The organism is Desulfobacter sp. (assembly GCA_028768525.1).
Classification (GTDB): Bacteria; Desulfobacterota; Desulfobacteria; order Desulfobacterales; family Desulfobacteraceae; genus Desulfobacter.
In genome coordinates, this window is the sequence record CP054837.1 from 4,523,447 (window position 1) to 4,542,623 (window position 19,177).

Sequence of the window (19,177 nt, forward strand, 5' to 3'; positions counted from 1 at the left end):
GGCAGATGGTTTCGTAACCTTTGCCCTTCTTTTTTTATGTTGTATGGTCAAATTATATAAAAGAGGAAATGCTTGTCAACCATAAAATTGTGCATCGCACAATTTTATGGTTGACAAGTTTGTCGCTTGGATGATTTGAATTAATGATTTAAGAAATCAGTGTGTTAGATGTTTGTGTTGTCCCGGTTAGACGCCTGACTATTTAAAGAGTATGTTGCATTGAATCATTGAATTTACATCTTTGTGACATTGTATTTTGCGTCTTCCAGATTTTCAAAAAGCGGGCAGATGGTCGGCGGGCCCTCCAATGTCCTGCCCTGTATCAATGTTTCACCCCAGTTTTCGGCTGTAAGTTTGTCGGCCTCTTTCTGGGAGTGTGCACCAATGACTTTAAAAATCAATAATCCGTAATCCTGGTTGTCTATCTTGGTGTAATAAACCATTTGACCTTAACTCCTTATCGCTGCGAATTTCTGGTTGGGTATCAAATGACATTGCCGGACATGAACCGGCTGATGGTGTCTTTCAGCTTCTCTCCGGCACATTGATAACACTCTGTGAAGCAGTCGGGGCAAAGGGTCGACCCGTATTGAATATCCACAGCATCCGCAATCGTCCGGGTGCCGCATAATTCACACTGAAGTTCGGGCAAAACCTGCTTTTTTTCTTTTGGCAGGTCTGTGGTTTCCATGCGCCTGATGCCCACTTTGTAACCGTCATTCTCCCTGTTTTTACTGCACCATTGAACCTGGGCGGCCCATGGGGTTTCCCGGTGGGCAGGCTCAAAACCGGGCACCCCGGCCATGGGTTTAATCAGGAAGCAATCCCCGTTTAAAAATTTTTGATCTGCCTCAAAAGACAGTCCCCCGACGCTGATATCGCAGGTTCGGGCCTGGTGGTAGATATTTTCGTATTCCCGGGTATAAAGGATGGGAATTTTCATGGTTTCTCTGGGTTGAATCCGTCTGTTTCTTTTCATTTTGGATACCTCTGACAAAGGGTGGTGACTCATTTTTTGTTCTATATAAAGTTTTTTGTGATGTAAATAGGCGGGAAATCTCATTTTTCGCCGGGAAATTCTCCCGGCCGGGAAAAATTCCCGGCGAAAAAATTATTTTTTCCACAGCTCCACATCGACCAGTCCCAGTTTTGTCGCATACCGGGCCAGGTCGATGACATTTTTGAGCTGGAGTTTCCGCATGATATTGGAACGGTGGTTTTCCACTGTTTTCGGGCTGATATATAGTTGTTTTGCAATTTTTTTGGAGGACATGCCATTGGCCACCAGGCCCATGACCTCCTGTTCCCTGGAGGTCAGGGCATCATATCCCTGCAGGATGGCGGCCGGCTTTTTTTTCGCAGGCCTTGCCAGTTTATGGATGACCTGCTGGGATACGGAGGAATCCATGAAATATTCGCCTTTCAAAGTGGTTTCTATTCCCCCCATGAGCCTGTCCGATGCCGACTCTTTTGTCAGATATCCCAGGGCACCCGCCTGGAATGCTTTTACGATATAATCCACCTGGGAATGCATGCTGACCACAATAATCCGGAGCCCGGCAGAATGCTCGGATATGGCTTTAATCAACTCAAATCCGTTCTGATCCGGCAGGGAGATATCCACCACGGCCAGGTCAATATCCGTTGTTTTGGCGATGTTCAATCCCTGTCTGGCCGTTCCGGCCTCTGCGACCACTTCATACCGGCCGTCATTTTGGATCATGGACTTGATTCCCTCCCTGAAAAGGGGGTGGTCGTCAATAATCAGGATTTTTTTTTTCCGGTTCATTGCTTTTTGCGCTCCAGCTTGACTGTGATTTTAGTGCCGCCATTTAAACGGGATGTAACGGCCATACGTCCCTGAATCAGCCGGGCCCTTGCCTGCATACTCCAGATGCCCATTCGTTTTTCCTTGACAGTTTCCCGCTCCCGTTCCTTTACATCAAATCCCCTGCCGTTGTCCTCTATATGAAGGATGATATGGGGACGGGCGCCGATGAGCCGGACCACGGCCTCTGTTGCCCGGGCATGCTTGCGGATATTGTTCAACCCCTCCTGGACGATGCGGTAAAGATTGATTTCCACATCGTCGGCCAGTGCCATGCCGTTCATGCCGGCGGTCTGGAAATCCACAAAGATGTCGTGCTTCTCTGAAAATTCTTCGCAGAACACTTCAACGGAGTGTACCAGTCCCAGCAGGTCCAGGCTGGAAGGCCGCAGGTCCTGGGCCAGCCCCCGGACCGATTGGATGGTTTGGTCAATGAGCCTGTAAGCATCCTCTATATGGCATTGAATGCCGGGGGTCAACTCCGCCATATTCTTAAACATTCGGGTGCAGCTGAGCTTGAGTATGGACAGGTTCTGGGCAATGGAATCATGGAGTTCGCATGAAATCATATACCGTTCCCGCTCCTGGGCCTGGATCAGCATCTGGGACAGGTTCTGGATGATTTTTTGTGAGTTTTTCTGTTCGGTGATATCTGAAATCACCCCCACAAGCCCTGTGACCTCGCCCCTGGAATCGCAGAGGGTGGCCTTATCAAATATAACGTCTTTGCATTCGCCCCCCGCCGTTTTCACCTTGAATTCATACCGCTGTTTTCCAGGGGATTCAAAGAGTTCCCTGTCTTTGGCGGCATAGGTGTCTGCCAGTTCCCTTGGGCCGAGATCATAGACGGTTTTGCCGATAATCTCGGACCTCGGCCTGCCGATGAACTCTTCAAAGGCCTTGTTACACCCCCGATACAGTCCCCGGCGGTCTTTGTAAAAGATGGGACTTGAAATGGTATCTATCAGGGTGTTGTTCCATGACCGTTCCCTGCGAATTAATTGTTCAAGGTGGCGGACTTTGTCTTCGAGTTCGTTGTACGACGATTTTTTCTCTTCATCATTTTTCATGGCGAAAAGTCATCCGAAAGCTGATAAGGTTAACTCCATGGCAACTATCGCATTTGCATCGAAGTGTATCACAAGATTGTTTTTATTGCATCGCTTTCAAGGTTTTTTTAGTGCATCCGATTGAATCGTTTAATTCCAGGCAGGCTTAAAACTTTTTAGGTTGATGTATAATGTGTTAGGTGGGGAAGATACGAAAAGCACTTGAAATTAATAGAAGAATGCCTTATAAAAATAATTATCTCGCCAAGGGTCGTGCTCTCAACACCAGATGAAGTGACCCTGCTTACAATTAAACCGTTTACTAACTTCAGACAAATAGTTTGAAAACCATTACCAGGTAGGGTTTTTCAAAATGCACCCGGGGTGTTTTAAAAATAACCTCAACCGGTGCCATCCCTGCCCAATGTTATTCAGAAGTCAAGGAGTGTGTAAAATGATTCATTATACGACCATGGAAAGCCAGGATTACGGGTTGCTCATGTTCAAAGTGATTGGTGCCGATTCCAGGGAGGCGGCACAGAACGCCACCATCAGGAGCTGGGACCTGAATGAAAGCTTAAAAGAGGGGAGCACTATAGAAGGTTCCATTACCATCTGTCCCCTTTTCGGCGATCTTAAACAGTCCAGGGATTTAACCTAAAAACAGATATGCAGGCCAACGCTATCGATCAGGAGCGGTATGGAAGGTAAAATTAACGATCCGTTTGGGATCGAATCATTGATGATGACCTGGACCGCTTCCATGAATGATGCCATGGAAGTCATGTCCAAAACCTGGTCCGCCTTTCCCGGCACTGCCGGGGATGGCGGTAACGATGCCGGAGAGTCCGGGCCCATGGAGGCCATGGCTGCTGCGTTCAAGAACTGGCAGACCATTGCCTCTGCCATGACCACGCCGGAGTCCATGGCCTCCTTTATCAAAGGGACGGAAACCCTGCCGGAGATATGCGCCCACTTTGCCCAGGCCGTCATGGACAGTCTGTCCGAACTTCAGCAGAAAATGGGCAAAAGTGCGGCCAGTTTCGGTGAGTCCGTGGATTCCTATAAGTTCAAGCATATGGATGAGTCCGGTTTTCACATCTGGACGGATATCTATAAAAAAGAGTTCCAGAAATTTTTCCAAATTCCCCAGCTTGGCCTGACCCGGGAATACCAGGAACGGATCAATGCCATGGCGGACAAGTTCAATTTGTTTCAGGCGGATCATGCCGAATTCCTGCGGCTGCTCTCTCTGCCGTTTCAGCAGGCCGCCGCCATGATGCAGAAGGATATCGCTGACATGGCGGAGAAAGGGGAACTGCCGGAGGATTCCCAGGTCTATTACCAGATGTGGATCAAAATGCTTGAAGGGCATTTTATGACCCTGTTTCAAACCCCTGAATATGTCCAGACCCTGGCAAAAACCTTGGGGGCATTAAGTGAGTTCTCAAGGGCAAAGAATGCCGTTCTCGAAGATATGCTCCAGGGGTTTCCCGTGGCAAAGGAATCTGAAATGGACGAACTGGCCCGGGATTTGTACGAATTGAAAAAGAGGGTGACCAAACTAGAACGGGAGAACCGGGAACTTAAATCGCTTGTGTCAGCCGACCAGGGATGCTGTTAGAGGAGGAAAAATGAATCAATTTAAAGTCCCGGTTGACCTGCTCATGTCCAATATGGCCCAGGGGGTGAGAAAAGCCCGCACCCGGGCCCGCAAAGCCTCCGAAGTGTTGTTGGATACCCTTGAAACAGCGTTGTCGCAAACCCCCTATGAGGTGGTCTACCAGGAAGACCGGGTTAAATTGAAGCATTACATGGCCAGAAAACCGTCGGGCTACAAGACCCCGCTGCTGGTGGTCTATGCCCTGATCAACAGGGAAACCATGCTGGATCTCCAGCCGGGCCGAAGCGTGGTGGAGCGGTTCCTGGACGAGGGCATTGACCTGTACATGATTGACTGGGGGTATCCCAAGCGGAAAGATCGGTTCCAGGGCTTTGACGATCATATCAACGGATATATGAACAATGTCGTGGATTTCATCCGGGAAAAACACAAGGTCGATAAGATTAATCTCATGGGGATCTGCATGGGCGGTTCCTTTTCCGTCATGTATTCGGCCCTTTATCCGGAGAAGATAAAAAACCTGGTCACCACAGTGACGCCCACCAATTTTAATACAGACAAAGGGCTGCTGCATATCTGGATGAAATCCGTGGATGTGGATGCGGTGGTGGACACCTATGGCAACCTCTCAGGCGATATCATGAATCTGGGGTTTCTGCTGCTCAATCCGGCCCGGCTGATGATAGACAAGTATGTGGGCTTTGCCGAGCACATGGATAATAAAAATTTTGTTGAAAATTTCATTCGGATGGAAAAATGGATTTTTGACAGCCCGGACCTCCCCGGTGAAGTGTTCAGGGAGTTTATCAAGGAATGCTACCAGCAGAATAAATTGATTCAAAGCCGGCTGGAGGTGGGCGGGAAACGGGTTGACCTTAAGAAAATCACCATGCCGGTGATCAATTTCTACGGGAAGTTTGACCACCTGGTGCCCCCCGAGGCCTGCGACCAGCTCACCCGGCACGTGGGCAGCCGGGATACCGAGGATGTCTGCCTCAACACCGGCCACATCGGCATTTACGTCAGCAGCAAATGCCAGGACGCATTTGCGCCCAAGATTGCAACCTGGCTCAAGGAGCGGGACGGCGGCCCTGCCACCGGGGACACCCAAGCGAAATCCGGCAGAAAAAGCGCCGGGCCAAAATTCAAAAAGGCAAAAAAATCCTTGGCTGCAGCAGCACCTTCGGATATGGAACCTAACAGAAGGAATCGTGCAGTATAATTAGGAGAAAAAAGAATGGCCAAGGGACAAAGTTATTTTGATATCATCTGTGAACTGCACAAGGCATTCAACAGCGCCAGAACCCAAAATGAATTGCTTAAGCTGGTGGTGGATACGGCCGTTGATGTCATGGACGGAAAGGCGGCCTGCCTTTTTCTGAAATCCCCGGGCAGCGAGTTTTTTATCCATAAAGCCCAGACCGGGTTGTCAGGGGACTATCTCCATGCCAATCCCATGAAGACCAATGAGATTGTCGGAGCGCTGGAAGAAAAGGGGTTCCTTTATTTTGAAGATGCCACCACTGACCCGCATCTTGAAAACCATGAGGCGAAAAAGGCCGAAGGCATTGCCTCCATCCTGACGGTGCCGGTGAGGGTGGCTGATGAGACCCGGGGGGTGCTCTCCCTGTACACTGCGGTCCAGCGCAAATTTACCAAACGGCAGATTGATTTTTTATGTGTGCTTGCGGATCAGAGCGGCCTTGCCATCCGTATGAATGCACTCATAAACCGGTTGAGGAAAAATTCCATGCTTTTCCTTGAACTGGCCTCGGACATCAATTCGAGCCTGGACATCAAGGTGATCATGGAGAACCTGACCAAGCATATCTGTGAAACCTTTGAGATGAAAGGGGTGGATATCCGTCTTCTGGATGAGGATACCGATACCCTGACGCTGATGGCCAGCCACGGACTGAGCGATGAATTCATAGAGAGGAAACGGACCATCAATACGGAAACCACCACCCGGGCCCTGAAAGGGGAAACCGTCATCGTGGGCGATACGGACACCGACGATAGGATCACCTTTAAAAAGGAGATCCACAAGGAGGGGATTAAGTCCATGATTGTCACTCCGGTCATGGCCAGGGAAAAGATCATCGGTGTCATGCGGTTTTACAGCGCCGAATTCACCCGGTTCCCCTCGGATGTCCTGGTGATGATGGAAGCCCTGGCCCACCAGGGAGGACTGGCCATTCAGAACGCCTCCATGTACCTGGCCCTGAAGGAGGAAAAGGCCAACCTGGAAGAGGATATCTGGAGCCACCGGGCCTGGTTTTAGGTTCCGTTCCTGATCAAACTAAAGGCGGCATGGGAACGCTCCCATGCCGCCTTTTTTAATACGGACTGCTGGATCAGGAACTATAGGTAAATCCGGATTTCCGGTCAGGCAGCAGGATACCCTCCAGTCGTTTGAGCATCTGGGTTTTTTTAAACTTTTTGATCCCGTTTATATCGGCAATACTGCCTGCAATGATAAGCGCCGCTTCCCGGTCCGTTTCTTCGGGAATCAGATCGGGCAGGGTGGCCAGGGCCAGGTTCCTGTCTTTTTCCAGGAGGGCGGCCTGCTCTTTGATCAGGGCTTTTAACTGTCCCGCTTTCAGGGCTTTGAGCCGTTTATCTGTTTTCAGGCTTTGTTTGGCCGCATCATATTCCATCATATTCATCATATTGTCGGCATGGCTGACGGCCAGCATGATACGGATGACGGCCTCCTCAAACCCGCCGGTGGCCATGGCTTTGTGCCAGAGTTGTTTTTCAAGTTCTTTGAAAAGCGGGGGCTGCGGGGGGGCAAGCCCTTCGATATCCCCGTCCCCGGGACGGGACTTGTCCCCCTCATGGATGAAAAGATCGTTTACCCAGGGGTTGTCATAAAGGGCGAAAAACAGGGTTTCGCTGAACAGGTCCCTGGACGACTGGTAAAAATTCAAGGCATCCACCATGAGGCCCGAGACCAGTTTTTCGGTTTTCAGAAAAATATTATTTTCTTTCACCGGTTTCCGGTAGGTTTTCACCGTTTCCGCCAATCCTCTCAAGGGCGACATAAAGGGGTTTAAATCGGAAAATGCATACCGCTGAACCCGCAGGGGGTGGGACTGCCGTATCAATTCTGCGGTGAGGTCGTTATTAAATAAACGGACCCAGGGGCTGACGAACTCCTGGTAGAGATTGTCGTTGAATTTGGATATGGAAGCCACCGGCAGAAAGGCTTGTTCATCCTCGGTGCCGTCGTCCATGTCCAGTATGTCCCGGATCTTTCTGGGAACAAAATCAACCCGGATATCATCCAGCCAGGGTTTTGATGAGGGCTCCCTGAGCACCATCTCATAGAGGCCCGGGGCCAGAAAATCCAGGGCGTTGACGCAGCCGATGATTTCCCTGTGCTCTTTCCGGTTGATTTTGCTGGATACAAAAATACCCAGATGGCCGATGCTTTCATGGATGAGGTATACGATGACCTGGCCTCGGTTCTTTATCTCCTCGGTGTTTTTGTATACCTTGGCGATCCAGTTCAGGGCCTGCTGGGGCGGGGTGATATTATCCCCTTTTGAGGCAAAGACCAGGATGGGGTCTTTGAGGTTTTTCAAATGGATATAGGTGTTCTCGTGGAGCTGGAGATATCCCTTGTCCAGCTTGTCCCCCATGAACAGGTTGTTGACGATGAACCGGATTTCATCCCCGGTCATGAAGAAGAAACCGCCCCACCACCGTTCAAAGTCGAGGAAGCGTTTCTCTTCGGTATCCACATTGGCGTATACATTGTACTGTTTGCTCCAGAAGGTGTTGGCGGCGTTGAGCTCCTCGAATCCGGCAACCAGGTGGGCCCCGTCAAAAATGCCGTTGCCCAGGTCGCTGCACATGGAGGCCAGCCAGCTGCCCCCGAAAAGCCCGCCCCTGTACCGCATGGGATTGGCCCCCACCACCCCGCTCCAATAGGAGAGGGGGGAACCGTTGAGCACCAGGGGGCCGGTGACATCGGGGCGGTCTGCGGCAATGAGCATGGCGGCCCACCCGGCCTGGCAGTTTCCGATGATGGCCGGCTCAAATGCACCGGGGTGGCGCCGGGCAACTTCCTCAAGGAAACGGATATGGGCGCGCTGGACATCGGCAATGGTCTGCCCGGACTCCGGATAGGGCAGGAAAACAATGAAATATACCGGATGGCCGGCACTCAGGGCAATGCCGACCTGGGAATCCATTTTTGATCCACCGATGCCCGGGCCGTGGCCGGCCCTGGGGTCCATGATGACGATGGGGCGGCTGATTTTTTCAACCTTTTCCTTTGCCAGTTCCGGCCCGGTCTGCCGTTTTTCGACGCCGTAACCCCCTGAATCGTCGGACTCGGGGGAACGCCTGTCAATGATACGGATGAGTTTGTGATTTACCGGCCGCTCAAGGGTTCTGCCGTCAATAATGACCTCGTAGTTAAATGCCAGGATCGGCGGCTTTCCCATTTTAATGTGGTGGAGATAGTTGTTCCCTCTTTTCCTGATGATGTCTCCGAACAATACGGATCTCTGGCAGGCATCCACGGTGTAATCGTACCCGTCCCTGAACATGGACGACACCGGCGAAAATGCATTTTGGGCAAAGGCTAACATGTTTTTTCCTTTTTTTTAACTTTTAGGCGGGCGTGGCGGGTGGATTACGGCACTGCCGTCAATCACCATGGTTCCTTCCTGGTTGAAACACTGGGTTTCAAGGGTTATTTTATTTTTCTCCTTTTCTATTACCTTGATTTCTACACTGGCCGTAATGGTATCACCCATGCGGACCGGGGCTAAAAAACTGACCTGCTGATCCCGGTAAATGCTGCCCGGTCCCGGCAGTTTCATACCGATCACGGTGGAGATCAGGCCGCTGATAAAAAGACCGTGGGCAATCCTTCCCTTGAAAAAGGTTTGTTTTGCATATTCCTCATTGATATGGGCGGGATTCAGATCTCCAGTCAGGCCGGCATAAAGGTAGATGTCGGTCTCCGAGACGGTTTTGGTGAAAGAATCCCTGTCACCTATGCTCAGCTGGTCGATTGTTTTTCCGATCATGGTTTTGTATTCCTTCTGCTTTTTTGTTGTTTGCTGCATGCATCAGGCCATGGCGGTTTCGGGTATCTGCGGTGCGGGTCAGCGGTCCTCGTCTTTGTCCATTTTGAGGGGATTGGGGAAAAAATTCATGGGGTCCATGGTTTTCAGGGTCTGCTCTGCCATATTGGAAAGATCCATTCGCATTTCCATGTATGCGTTGACCTGGTCATCCATCTGTTTTCTTATTTTGAGGTAGTTTTCAATGGCTGTTTCAAGGTATTTTTCAAAAAATTCATGGAGATGGCTTTCACCGTACTGGATGACCAGATGGAGCAGGGAAACCGGCAAAATGGCGTTGTCTTCCTTGGCTTTGTTCATTATAATCTGGGTCAGCACCATTGCCGTTATATCGTCTTCAGTGGTCACATCAATCACCTGGATGCGAAACCCCTTTTTGATCAGCGAAGAAACATCTTCGACCGTGATATAGCTGCTCTCTTTGGTATTATACAGCCGCCTGTTTGGATATTTTTTAATAATAATGGTATCAGCCACTGAATCTCCTTCTTCTTCATTTTAGTGGGAGGATTGTCTGAGTGATATGTTACATTGCAACATAATGGCTGTCAAGCTATAATAGCGTTGTTCTTCATATCGATCTATTTATTTGATTTTATAAATAAAGATGCTTGAAATCCGCCTAATGATATCTTAATAATGCTTTTTTGTGCGGTGCACAATTTTCCCCTTGACAAATGGTTTTCGTCCTTTATATTTTAAACAAAAAGCAACGAATTCGCATCGGACTGTACCAGGTAAAATAAATACGAAAATTTAAGGAGGCCCGCTATGGAACCATCAACAATGGCAAAACAGATGATCAGTTTTCAGAAAACAGTTTTTGACAATAGTTTTAATGCCCTGGCAGTTGTTCAGGATCAGACCGAAACCATGATCAAGACCTTCATGGGGCAGTTCCCCATGGTCACCGAAGAGAGCAAAAAGCAATTGGATGAAACCCTGGAGTACACCAGAAAAGCCCGGGATGAGTTTAAAAAGTCGGTGGACGAAGGTTACGAAAGGATTGAAAGCCTTTTTGACCAGAAATAGGCAGTTTAACCCCATAGATAATAAGGAGAAAAATAATGTATAATGCAAAGATGTTTGATCAGGTCGCCGATTACCAGAAGACCTTTATAGACAATTCCTTTACCATGATGACCGTGATCCAGGACCAGGGATTTTCAATGATGAACAAGGCCGTGGAAGCCAACACCCTCATCCCTGAAAGCAGCAGAAAACTGTGCAACGATTGGATTGATTTTGTGAAACAGAACCGTGATAATTTCAAGACCTATGTGGACAGCAGTTTTGACAAGCTCAATTCATTTTACGAAGATACCAAGACAGCGGCTACTGCAGCAAAAACAACCGCAAAGAAATAGAAACAGGAAGGGGGCGGATCTCAAAGATCTGCCCCCTTTATTATTTCCGGTAAGATATCGTCCCAACGTTCTGAGGGTATCCAGCTGTCCTCTTCACCTCCATGGCGGCTTCAGATCCATCAATCGACTGGGCCCCTCGGATGGGGAGTAAGGCGTATGCCCGAATTACCGGGTTTTAGAATGATTCGTCTTTTACGTTTTTGTAATTTCTTAACCAGAATTTATTACGAAAATGCTATTCCTACTCTAACCTGAGCCTGATATTATGAGCTTCCATGGTCCGGGTCACCGCTCTGACCAGTTCTTCGGTTCCCATGTTGGAGGTGTAGCGTCCGTTGGATTCTGATATTTCTATTCCTTCAACGCTTTTCCTGGTCAATTTCAGAAGAACGCTGAGGCCGAAGGTCTTTTTGGCATCAAAGTCTTTTTTCTTCATGGTATTCTATCTCCCTGCAATTATTCTGTTTTTGTTAAAATAAGGTAATGCAATCCTTATGCCAGAATTTGAACCGCCTTGTCCGGCCAATGAAATGGGCCTTTTCGAACGGGTTTGGTGAAAAATGCTCATATTTATAGGAAAAAGATACACAAAATAGTAATAAATTGCCGGAAAGATTTCCCACACTGTCGGATTTCCGTCGCTTGGGCGGGAAGGGCTGCCATCCGCCCTTATCCAGGGCAGATGGCGGAGAGGAGTGCTGCGGCAGGGCGGCCGCCCGTGCCGCAATTTGGTATGCAGGATGGTGCGGCATGGGGGGCCGGGAAGGTTCTCAGCCAATGATATACGCCGCCCCTGAATAGAATAATATGGGGAAAATGTGCAAAATTGTGACAAATTGTTTAAAGCGAACCGGCAGATACCGGACCTGGAATTATTCTCCGCCCGGATTCCCGCTTCTGTCCAGGACGGTGAGTTTTGATTTAAAAAGGTTCTGGGCAATGAGCAGGCCGCCGAAGGGCAGGATTTCGGACAGGAGTCTGTGGCCCTGAAATCCATAGGAGAGGCAGAAGGCGCAAAGGGCGATGAGCAGCAGGAGGAAAGAATATTTTTTTATCCGCCGCTCATCTGCGGAGGCACTGCCGATGAAACCGCCGGGGCTGACCACCATGGTGATAATGCCGATGGCCAGCACCCAAAGCAGCATGCCCGAGGCTCCAAGCCTCCCATAAAAATTGTTCAGCCAGTATTGGCCGGTGGCAAAGGCCAGGGCACCGGTGATCAAATAGCTGTTAATGCCCAGGAAGATCCGGTCAAACCCAGATTTATTGTAAAGGATGAGGCCGATGGCCGCTGCCCCGGCCAGGCCGCCGGCAAAGAAGGGGATCTGCCAGTTTAAGGGAACGGCGGTATCAATTTCTCCGGCAAGTATCAGAAAGAGGGTGAGCGGAACCACTTGGATGAATTGTATCATTTTCTTTTGCCTCCTGATGATTGAGCCGATGTAAGGCCACCGTTTTCCTTAGTTTTGATATATACATCCTATTCTTGGTCTGATTGCAAGGAGAATATCCCGGGACAAGGCTTGACAGCCTGTTTTAATTCCGGTTATTCAACACGGGTATCAAACCCATTAAGGAGGTCACCCGTGCCCCGGTCCGGTTCACAATCCGATGCCCAGTCCATGTCCATGCGTGCCCTGCCGGTGAGGATCATTGTGCCGGCGGCATTGACCATTGTGCTGTTTATCCTGGCGATTTTTCTGATCATCATTCCCATGCTTGAGCAGTATATGATGGACGGGAAACGGGAGGGGATCCTCCACCTCACCGAAAGCGCCTGGTCTAGCCTGGCCTATTACCATGGCCTGGCAGAGGATGGACAGATGAGCCAGGCCGAAGCCCGGCAGGCGGCCATTGCCCATCTGGGCCACCTGCGGTACGGGCCTGACCGAAAGGATTATTTCTGGATAAACGACTGCACCCCTGTGATGGTCATGCATCCCTACCGGCCGGACCTGGTGGGGAAGAATGTGGGGGCGTTTGCCGACCCTGCCGGAAAAAAGCTCTTTTCCGAAATGGTGAAAACCGTCCATGCCTCCGGGGCCGGATTCGTGGATTACCTCTGGCAGTGGCAGGGGGATTCGGAGAAAATCGTGCCCAAGATTTCCTATGTAAAAGGGTTCGAGCCCTGGGGGTGGGTGATCGGCACGGGGATTTACGTGGAGGATGTCCGGGCCGAGATCGCAGCGGTGACCCGGAAACTGACCCTGACCTGCCTGATGATCATGGGGGCGGTGGTGCTGCTCTCCGCCTACATCATCTGGGCCGGGGCCATGGAGCAGCGGGCGCGGCTGGCGGCCATGGCCCAGTCCAGACTGAGGGAAAAGCAGCTCATCCAGGCCGATAAAATGACCTCCCTGGGCATCCTCGTGGCCGGGGTGGCCCATGAGATAAACAATCCGGCCACCGCCATCATGCTCAATGCACCGAACCTTAAAAAGGCATTCCATGCATTTATCCCGGTGTTGGATGCGCACTATGCCGGGGAACCCGGGGCCAGGGTCTGCAATATGGGATACCCGGACCTGCGCCGGCGCATGGATATGATGCTCACGGCCATCCAGGACGGTGCCGGCCGGATCAAGGGGATTATTTCCGAACTCAAGGATTTCTCAAGGCCCTCGGACGGCCGTGAAAAAGAGGCAATCGACATCAACCAGGTGGTGGCAAAGTCCGTGGACCTCACCCATACGGTGATCAAAAAAATAACTCCCAACCTCCAGGTCCGCTATGGAGACGAACTGCCCAAGGTTTTCGGGGATTTCCAGAAGCTCCAGCAGGTGGTCATCAATCTTCTGGTCAATGCGGGCCAGGCCCTGGAGCATGCCGGGCAGTCCATTACGGTTTCCACCCGGATAAATAAGGACGCCACCTTTGTGGCCGTTGAGGTCAGGGACACCGGTCCAGGGGTAGCCGGAGCGGACCTGAAAAAGATGAAGGATCCTTTTTTCACTACCCGCCGGGATGAGGGCGGCACGGGCCTGGGCCTGTCCATTTCAGAGAAGATCGTCAACGATCACGGGGGGATACTCGAATTTGAATCCGAGCCGGGAAGGGGGCTGACGGCAAGGATGCTCTTGCCCTGTGCGGAGAAATAATTTATATAGACCTTAATTCCCTGGAGGTGAGAATGCTGAATGGATAATCCCAAACCGGAGCGACCCATTTTAATCGTGGATGACGAGCCTGAGATACTCATGGCCGTGGATACCACCCTGCGTATGGCAGGCCTGGACAATATCATTACCATTGCCGATTCCAGGGATGTGATCCGGCACATGGAGCGGCAGATTCCCTCCCTTATTCTGCTGGACCTGAATATGCCCCATATCAACGGGGGACGGCTGCTAAAAATCATCCGCAAGACCTGGCCCCGGATTCCGGTCATCGTTCTCACCGGCACCATTGAGGTGGACACGGCGGTAAGGTGCATGAAAATCGGGGCCATGGATTATATCATCAAGCCCGTGGAAGAAGAGAAACTGGTTCGTGTGGTCAAGCAGGCCCTGGCCTGGGATGAAGCCGGTGAACCGGCGCAAAAACCTCTCCACCAGGATCTTTTCGCCCAGATTAAGAATCCCAGGGCCTTTGGTCAGATTATCACCCAGGACAGGCAGATGCACTCCATTTTTCATTATGTGGAAGCGGTGGCACCCTCGTCCCAGCCCGTGATGATTTTCGGGGAAACCGGGGTGGGCAAAGAACTTATCGGGCAGTGCATCCACACCTTAAGCGGGCGCAAAGGACAGATGGTCCGGGTCAATGTGGCGGGGCTGGACGACAATGTCTTTTCCGACACCCTTTTCGGACATGTGCCCGGCGCTTTTACCGGAGCGGACAAGGCCCGGCCCGGCCTCATTGAGCAGGCCGCCGGCGGCACCCTGCTTTTGGACGAAATCGGGGATCTGGCCCTCACCTCCCAGGTCAAACTCCTTCGCCTGCTCCAGGAAGGGGATTACAGGCAGCTGGGATCGGACCGGACCCGCCATTCAGACGCCCGTATCCTGGCCTCAACCAACCAGGACCTCTGGGCCCTGGAAAAAGAGGGAAAGTTCAGGAAAGACCTCATCTACCGTCTTTCCACCCACACCCTGACCATACCGCCCCTGCGGGAGCGGCTGGTGGATCTTCCCCTGCTTTTGGACCGGTTTGTCTGCCAGGCCGCCGATGACCTGGACAAGCCCATTCCGGACATCCCCAAGACCCTCATCGAAACCATGGAAACCTATCCCTTTAAGGGTAATATCAGGGAATTGAAGTCCATGGTCCATGATGCCCTCTCCCGGCATGAAAGCGGTGCCATCACCGCAGACCTGTTCAAGGGGCTGGTCGCCGCCGCCGGTCAGGAAGCCCGGGAGGGCGTGGACCAGGACGATCTGCCTCTTCCCACCCTGAAGCAGGCCTCCGCCGAGTTGGTGGAAAAGGCCATGGCCCAGACAGGGGGCAAACAGGCCGCTGCGGCCAAAATTCTGGGAATTTCACAGCAGGCCCTGTCCAAACGCCTCCAGAAACTCCGCCAAAACCAGTAGATTCCCTACAACTTTTTTTGTATCCACAACTTTTTTTGTAGATTTTTCTTTGTCCTTAGTTTTTCCCAGCATTCCTTCGGGAAGATTCACATCTCCACAACTTTTGTTGTAAACAGGGTGGGCTGTAATATTTATTTGTTTGGGTGTATTCTCTTTTAAATCAATAGGTTGAATGAATTTCAGCCTGCCGGCACGCTGATTGCTATTATAGTTGCTGAATGGGAATCATTTGTTTCATGGGAATCAGGCAGGCAACCAAATTTTAAAGGAGAAGGCAGATGAAAGAAATCAAAAACCTCGGTTGGCGGGTCACTTTTGCCGGGCTGGGAATCAATCTGGCCCTGGGAATTCTTTACACCTGGAGTATTTTCAAGATGGCCATCAAGGAATCCATTGAGGCCGGCGACGGGGTATTCAACTGGAGCCTTGCCTCACTGAACGATCCCTATGCGGTCTGTTGCCTGGTCTTCGCCTTTGCCATGATATTCGCCGGACGGGTTCAGGACAGGACCAGTCCCCGGGTTACAGCGGTCCTCGGCGGCCTTCTCACCGGTTCCGGACTGATTCTCATTGCCTTCTCCACATCATGGGTTATCTGGATCATCGGCTTCGGCATCCTCATGGGACTGGGGCTGGGGTTCGGCTATGCCTCGGCCACGCCGCCGGCAATCAAATGGTTTCCACCGGCCAAAACCGGCATGATCGCCGGCATCGTGGTGGCCGGGTTCGGTCTGGCCTCAGTCTATATTGCCCCCCTGGGCACCTACCTGATCGGCAGATTCGGCCTGAGCCAGGCCATGATGATTTTCGGTGTGGCCTTCCTTTTGGTGGTTTCCGTTCTGGCCCAGTTTCTGGTCAATCCTCCCGAGGGATATGTCCACCCCGATGCCCAGCCGTCTGCGGCCTCGGCAGCGGCACCTGCCGGCATCGATTTTTCCCCGGGCGAAATGATGAAAACCCCCTCTTTTTATAAACTCTGGATTATGTTTTGCGTGGCTTCCGGCGCAGGGCTGATGATCATTGGCGGCGTGGCAGGTATGGCAAAAGCGGGGATGGGCTCCCTGGCTTGGTTGGTGGTTGCCCTCATGGCCGTGGGCAACGCGTCCGGCCGTGTGGTGGCGGGCATCTTGTCCGACAAAATCGGGCGGACCAACACCTTGTTTATCATGCTTGTTTTCCAGGCCTTAGTGATCTTTTCCCTGCTTTTCATTACCCCCGGCCAGGTCGTCCTTCTTGTGCTGGCAGCCACCTTCATCGGGTTTAACTACGGGAGCAACCTCTCCCTATTTCCCTCGGCCACCAAAGATTATTTCGGCCTTAAGAACTTTGGCGTCAACTACGGCCTGGTCTTCTCCGCCTGGGGCGTGGGCGGTTTTATTTTCCCCCGGGTGTCCCAGATGATCGTGGCCTATACCAACAGTCCGAGAATGGCATACATTTTAGCGGCGTGCCTGCTTCTGGCAGGGGCTGTCCTGGCCCTGGTTACCAAGGCACCGGCCCCGGCTGTGGAAGACGAGAAAACCCTTATCGGCGTCCCTGTCTCTGAAAAAATCAGATAATTGAAATTGAATACAGGAGTGTCACGACTGAAATTGAATGAATCACAATTGATAATACCAGAAAGGAGACCCTTATGAGTGAATTCAAGTTCCATGCACCCGATCAGTTCCGTGAAAATGCCTGGATTAAAACCATGGAGGAATACAAGGCCATGTACCGGGAGTCCATTGACGATCCCGAAGGCTTCTGGGGCAGAATCGCCGAAGAATTCTATTGGGAAAAGAAGTGGGACAAGGTCAGGGATTTTAATTACAGCCTTTCCAAGGGCCCGGTCTCCATTAAATGGTTTGAAAACGCCAAAACCAATATCACCTATAACTGCCTGGACCGCCACCTGGACACCCGGGGCGACCAGACCGCCCTGATCTGGGAAGGAAACAACGTGGGCGAGGATCTGGAGATCACCTATAAACAGCTCCATGAAAAGGTCTGCTGTTTTGCCAATGCCCTGAAGGAAAGGGGGGTGGGCAAGGGGGACCGGGTGGCCATTTACATGCCCATGATCCCGGAACTGGCCGTGACCATGTTGGCCTGCGCCCGGATCGGGGCCATCCATTCCATTGTTTTCGGCGGTTTTTCCGCCGAGGCCTTGGCCAACCGGATTCTGGATTCCTTCTGCAAGGTTCTGGTCACCACCGACGGGGTCATGCGAGGGGCCAAGGCAGTTCCCCTGAAGGGCAATGCCGATGCGGCCCTGGCCATGTGCGAAGATAAGGGTCACCGTGTTGAAACCTGTTTTGTGGTGCGCAGGACCAATTCTGAGATTGAAATGTATCCGGACAGGGATCTGTGGTGGCATGAGGCGGCAAATGCCCAGAAACCGGACTGCCCCGTGGAATGGATGGATGCCGAAGATCCCCTGTTCATCCTCTACACCTCCGGCTCCACCGGAACGCCCAAGGGCGTCCAGCACAACGTGGGCGGGTACATGGTCTACACCGGCACCACCTTCAAGTATATTTTTGATTACCATGACGGCGACATTTACTGGTGTACAGCGGATATCGGCTGGGTGACCGGCCATTCCTATATTGTCTACGGGCCCCTTTCCCAGGGGGCAACCTCACTGATGTTCGAAGGGGTGCCCACTTATCCGGATCCGGGCAGGTTCTGGGCCACGGTGGACAAATGGAAGGTCAACCAATTCTACACCGCTCCCACAGCTATCCGGGCACTGATGGCCCAGGGCGAGGAATGGGTGGAAAAATACGATCTTTCTTCCTTGCGTCTCCTGGGGACCGTGGGCGAGCCCATCAACCCCGAAGCCTGGCGCTGGTACCACAAGCATGTGGGCAAAGAAAAATGCCCCATCGTGGACACCTGGTGGCAGACGGAAACCGGCGGCATCATGATTTCGCCAATTCCCTACGCCATCGACCAGAAACCGGGGTCTGCCACACTTCCCTTCTTTTCGGTGAACCCGGTGCTCCTTAACGAGGAGGGCAGGGAACTTCAAGGAGCCTGCGACGGCATCCTGGCCCTGAAAGAGCCCTGGCCCGGCCAGATGCGGACCGTGTACAATAATCACGAGCGGTTTGAAAAGGTTTATTTTCAGATGTTCGACGGCTACTATTTTGCCGGCGACGGCTGCCGCAGGGATGAAGACGGCTACTTCTGGATTACAGGGCGGGTGGACGACGTCATCAACGTTTCCGGCCACCGCATGGGCACCGCGGAAGTGGAGTCCGCCCTGGTCAGCCACGGAGAAGTGGCCGAGGCCGCTGTCATCGGTTTTCCCCATGACATCAAGGGGCAGGGGATTTACGCCTTTGTCACCCTGAATGTCAGTTCCGCACCTTCGGATGAACTCATGGCCGAGCTGAAACAGCATGTGCGCAAGGAGATCGGACCCATTGCCACCCCGGATATCATTAATTTCGCTCCGGCCCTGCCCAAGACCCGGTCGGGCAAGATCATGCGCCGGATTCTGCGGAAAATTGCCACCAATGAATTCGACCAGCTGGGCGATATCTCCACCCTGGCCGATCCCTCGGTGGTGGACAATATTATCGGCAGCCACAAGGAACTCACCAAATAAAACGACCCTTTTCCTCAAGGCCGCGGCATGATTGGATCCATACTAAGGCCTGACCTTTAAAGGCCGGAAGATAATTT

The 19,177-nt window shown here is 51.7% G+C and carries 19 protein-coding genes; 10 read left to right on the plus strand and 9 right to left on the minus strand.

Translation table 11 applies throughout. The annotated features are described in order from the left end of the window. Positions 1-233: 233 nt before the first annotated feature. From HUN04_19910 to HUN04_19925, 4 genes are all read right to left on the minus strand, one after another. A complete protein-coding gene (locus HUN04_19910; protein ID WDP91850.1) occupies positions 234-443 on the minus strand; it encodes a hypothetical protein in 210 nt (69 codons plus the stop codon). A gap of 41 nt (positions 444-484) precedes the next feature. Further along, entirely contained in the window at positions 485-979 is a 495-nt protein-coding gene (locus HUN04_19915) for a PilZ domain-containing protein (protein WDP91851.1), read from the minus strand. A gap of 132 nt (positions 980-1,111) precedes the next feature. Further along, positions 1,112-1,789 carry a response regulator transcription factor gene (locus HUN04_19920; GenBank protein ID WDP91852.1) on the minus strand — a complete coding sequence of 226 codons (678 nt, stop codon included), beginning with the start codon at positions 1,787-1,789 and terminating at the stop codon, positions 1,112-1,114. Continuing rightward, positions 1,786-2,898 (minus strand): PAS domain-containing protein, encoded by a 1,113-nt coding sequence (locus HUN04_19925; protein ID WDP91853.1) that lies wholly within the window; start codon positions 2,896-2,898, stop codon positions 1,786-1,788. Before HUN04_19925 ends, HUN04_19920 begins: the two co-directional genes overlap by 4 nt. Positions 2,899-3,331: 433 nt before the next feature. On the opposite strand from HUN04_19925, the gene HUN04_19930 reads away from it, so the two are divergent. Genes HUN04_19930 through HUN04_19945 form a run of 4 tightly spaced genes read left to right on the plus strand, consistent with a single transcriptional unit; the run spans position 3,332 to position 6,785 of the window. Continuing rightward, on the plus strand, positions 3,332-3,538 hold the full coding sequence (locus tag HUN04_19930) for a hypothetical protein (GenBank protein ID WDP91854.1): 207 nt from the start codon (positions 3,332-3,334) through the stop codon (positions 3,536-3,538). Positions 3,539-3,577: 39 nt separating this feature from the next. Beyond that, the gene (locus HUN04_19935; GenBank protein WDP91855.1) at positions 3,578-4,501 is read left to right on the plus strand and encodes a hypothetical protein; all 924 of its coding nucleotides are present in this window, start codon (positions 3,578-3,580) and stop codon (positions 4,499-4,501) included. Positions 4,502-4,511: 10 nt separating this feature from the next. Further along, entirely contained in the window at positions 4,512-5,723 is a 1,212-nt protein-coding gene (gene phaC, locus HUN04_19940) for a class III poly(R)-hydroxyalkanoic acid synthase subunit PhaC (GenBank protein ID WDP91856.1), read from the plus strand. Positions 5,724-5,738: 15 nt separating this feature from the next. After that, positions 5,739-6,785 carry a GAF domain-containing protein gene (locus tag HUN04_19945; GenBank protein ID WDP91857.1) on the plus strand — a complete coding sequence of 349 codons (1,047 nt, stop codon included), beginning with the start codon at positions 5,739-5,741 and terminating at the stop codon, positions 6,783-6,785. 73 nt (positions 6,786-6,858) lie between these two features. Here the strand turns inward: HUN04_19945 and HUN04_19950 are convergent, their stop codons facing one another. The 3 genes from HUN04_19950 to HUN04_19960 all read right to left on the minus strand — a co-directional run bounded on the left by HUN04_19950 (position 6,859) and on the right by HUN04_19960 (position 10,083). Next, positions 6,859-9,105, minus strand: coding sequence for a DUF3141 domain-containing protein (locus HUN04_19950; GenBank protein WDP91858.1), 2,247 nt, complete (start codon positions 9,103-9,105; stop codon positions 6,859-6,861). 15 nt (positions 9,106-9,120) lie between these two features. Continuing rightward, positions 9,121-9,549 (minus strand): MaoC family dehydratase, encoded by a 429-nt coding sequence (locus HUN04_19955; protein WDP91859.1) that lies wholly within the window; start codon positions 9,547-9,549, stop codon positions 9,121-9,123. A 78-nt stretch (positions 9,550-9,627) separates the two neighbouring features. Beyond that, positions 9,628-10,083 (minus strand): transcriptional regulator, encoded by a 456-nt coding sequence (locus tag HUN04_19960; GenBank protein ID WDP91860.1) that lies wholly within the window; start codon positions 10,081-10,083, stop codon positions 9,628-9,630. A 294-nt stretch (positions 10,084-10,377) separates the two neighbouring features. On the opposite strand from HUN04_19960, the gene HUN04_19965 reads away from it, so the two are divergent. Both HUN04_19965 and HUN04_19970 read left to right on the plus strand, forming a co-directional pair. Next, positions 10,378-10,638: a hypothetical protein gene (locus HUN04_19965; protein WDP91861.1), complete on the plus strand. Its 261-nt coding sequence runs from the start codon at positions 10,378-10,380 to the stop codon at positions 10,636-10,638. Between the two features lie 35 nt (positions 10,639-10,673). After that, a complete protein-coding gene (locus HUN04_19970) occupies positions 10,674-10,973 on the plus strand; it encodes a hypothetical protein (protein WDP91862.1) in 300 nt (99 codons plus the stop codon). Between the two features lie 241 nt (positions 10,974-11,214). Here the strand turns inward: HUN04_19970 and HUN04_19975 are convergent, their stop codons facing one another. After that, positions 11,215-11,409 carry a hypothetical protein gene (locus tag HUN04_19975; protein WDP91863.1) on the minus strand — a complete coding sequence of 65 codons (195 nt, stop codon included), beginning with the start codon at positions 11,407-11,409 and terminating at the stop codon, positions 11,215-11,217. A gap of 436 nt (positions 11,410-11,845) precedes the next feature. Continuing rightward, entirely contained in the window at positions 11,846-12,385 is a 540-nt protein-coding gene (locus HUN04_19980; GenBank protein ID WDP91864.1) for a hypothetical protein, read from the minus strand. A 210-nt stretch (positions 12,386-12,595) separates the two neighbouring features. Here HUN04_19980 and HUN04_19985 point away from each other — a divergent pair, with 210 nt between their 5' ends. From HUN04_19985 to acs, 4 genes are all read left to right on the plus strand, one after another. After that, the gene (locus tag HUN04_19985; GenBank protein WDP93351.1) at positions 12,596-14,071 is read left to right on the plus strand and encodes a cache domain-containing protein; all 1,476 of its coding nucleotides are present in this window, start codon (positions 12,596-12,598) and stop codon (positions 14,069-14,071) included. 39 nt (positions 14,072-14,110) lie between these two features. Next, the gene (locus HUN04_19990) at positions 14,111-15,502 is read left to right on the plus strand and encodes a sigma-54-dependent Fis family transcriptional regulator (protein WDP91865.1); all 1,392 of its coding nucleotides are present in this window, start codon (positions 14,111-14,113) and stop codon (positions 15,500-15,502) included. Between the two features lie 278 nt (positions 15,503-15,780). Next, on the plus strand, positions 15,781-17,061 hold the full coding sequence (locus HUN04_19995; GenBank protein ID WDP91866.1) for an OFA family MFS transporter: 1,281 nt from the start codon (positions 15,781-15,783) through the stop codon (positions 17,059-17,061). Positions 17,062-17,135: 74 nt separating this feature from the next. Continuing rightward, a complete protein-coding gene (acs, locus tag HUN04_20000; GenBank protein WDP91867.1) occupies positions 17,136-19,100 on the plus strand; it encodes an acetate--CoA ligase in 1,965 nt (654 codons plus the stop codon). The last annotated feature ends 77 nt before the right edge of the window (positions 19,101-19,177 follow it).

Coding starts and splice junctions, on each gene's coding strand:
- HUN04_19910 (WDP91850.1), bottom strand. CDS start 443: ATGGTTTATTACACCAAGATAGACAACCAGGATTACGGATTATTGATT.
- HUN04_19915 (WDP91851.1), bottom strand. CDS start 979: ATGAAAAGAAACAGACGGATTCAACCCAGAGAAACCATGAAAATTCCC.
- HUN04_19920 (WDP91852.1), bottom strand. CDS start 1,789: ATGAACCGGAAAAAAAAAATCCTGATTATTGACGACCACCCCCTTTTC.
- HUN04_19925 (WDP91853.1), bottom strand. CDS start 2,898: ATGAAAAATGATGAAGAGAAAAAATCGTCGTACAACGAACTCGAAGAC.
- HUN04_19930 (WDP91854.1), top strand. CDS start 3,332: ATGATTCATTATACGACCATGGAAAGCCAGGATTACGGGTTGCTCATG.
- HUN04_19935 (WDP91855.1), top strand. CDS start 3,578: ATGGAAGGTAAAATTAACGATCCGTTTGGGATCGAATCATTGATGATG.
- phaC (WDP91856.1), top strand. CDS start 4,512: ATGAATCAATTTAAAGTCCCGGTTGACCTGCTCATGTCCAATATGGCC.
- HUN04_19945 (WDP91857.1), top strand. CDS start 5,739: ATGGCCAAGGGACAAAGTTATTTTGATATCATCTGTGAACTGCACAAG.
- HUN04_19950 (WDP91858.1), bottom strand. CDS start 9,105: ATGTTAGCCTTTGCCCAAAATGCATTTTCGCCGGTGTCGTCCATGTTC.
- HUN04_19955 (WDP91859.1), bottom strand. CDS start 9,549: ATGATCGGAAAAACAATCGACCAGCTGAGCATAGGTGACAGGGATTCT.
- HUN04_19965 (WDP91861.1), top strand. CDS start 10,378: ATGGAACCATCAACAATGGCAAAACAGATGATCAGTTTTCAGAAAACA.
- HUN04_19970 (WDP91862.1), top strand. CDS start 10,674: ATGTATAATGCAAAGATGTTTGATCAGGTCGCCGATTACCAGAAGACC.
- HUN04_19975 (WDP91863.1), bottom strand. CDS start 11,409: ATGAAGAAAAAAGACTTTGATGCCAAAAAGACCTTCGGCCTCAGCGTT.
- HUN04_19980 (WDP91864.1), bottom strand. CDS start 12,385: ATGATACAATTCATCCAAGTGGTTCCGCTCACCCTCTTTCTGATACTT.
- HUN04_19985 (WDP93351.1), top strand. CDS start 12,596: ATGTCCATGCGTGCCCTGCCGGTGAGGATCATTGTGCCGGCGGCATTG.
- HUN04_19990 (WDP91865.1), top strand. CDS start 14,111: ATGGATAATCCCAAACCGGAGCGACCCATTTTAATCGTGGATGACGAG.
- HUN04_19995 (WDP91866.1), top strand. CDS start 15,781: ATGAAAGAAATCAAAAACCTCGGTTGGCGGGTCACTTTTGCCGGGCTG.
- acs (WDP91867.1), top strand. CDS start 17,136: ATGAGTGAATTCAAGTTCCATGCACCCGATCAGTTCCGTGAAAATGCC.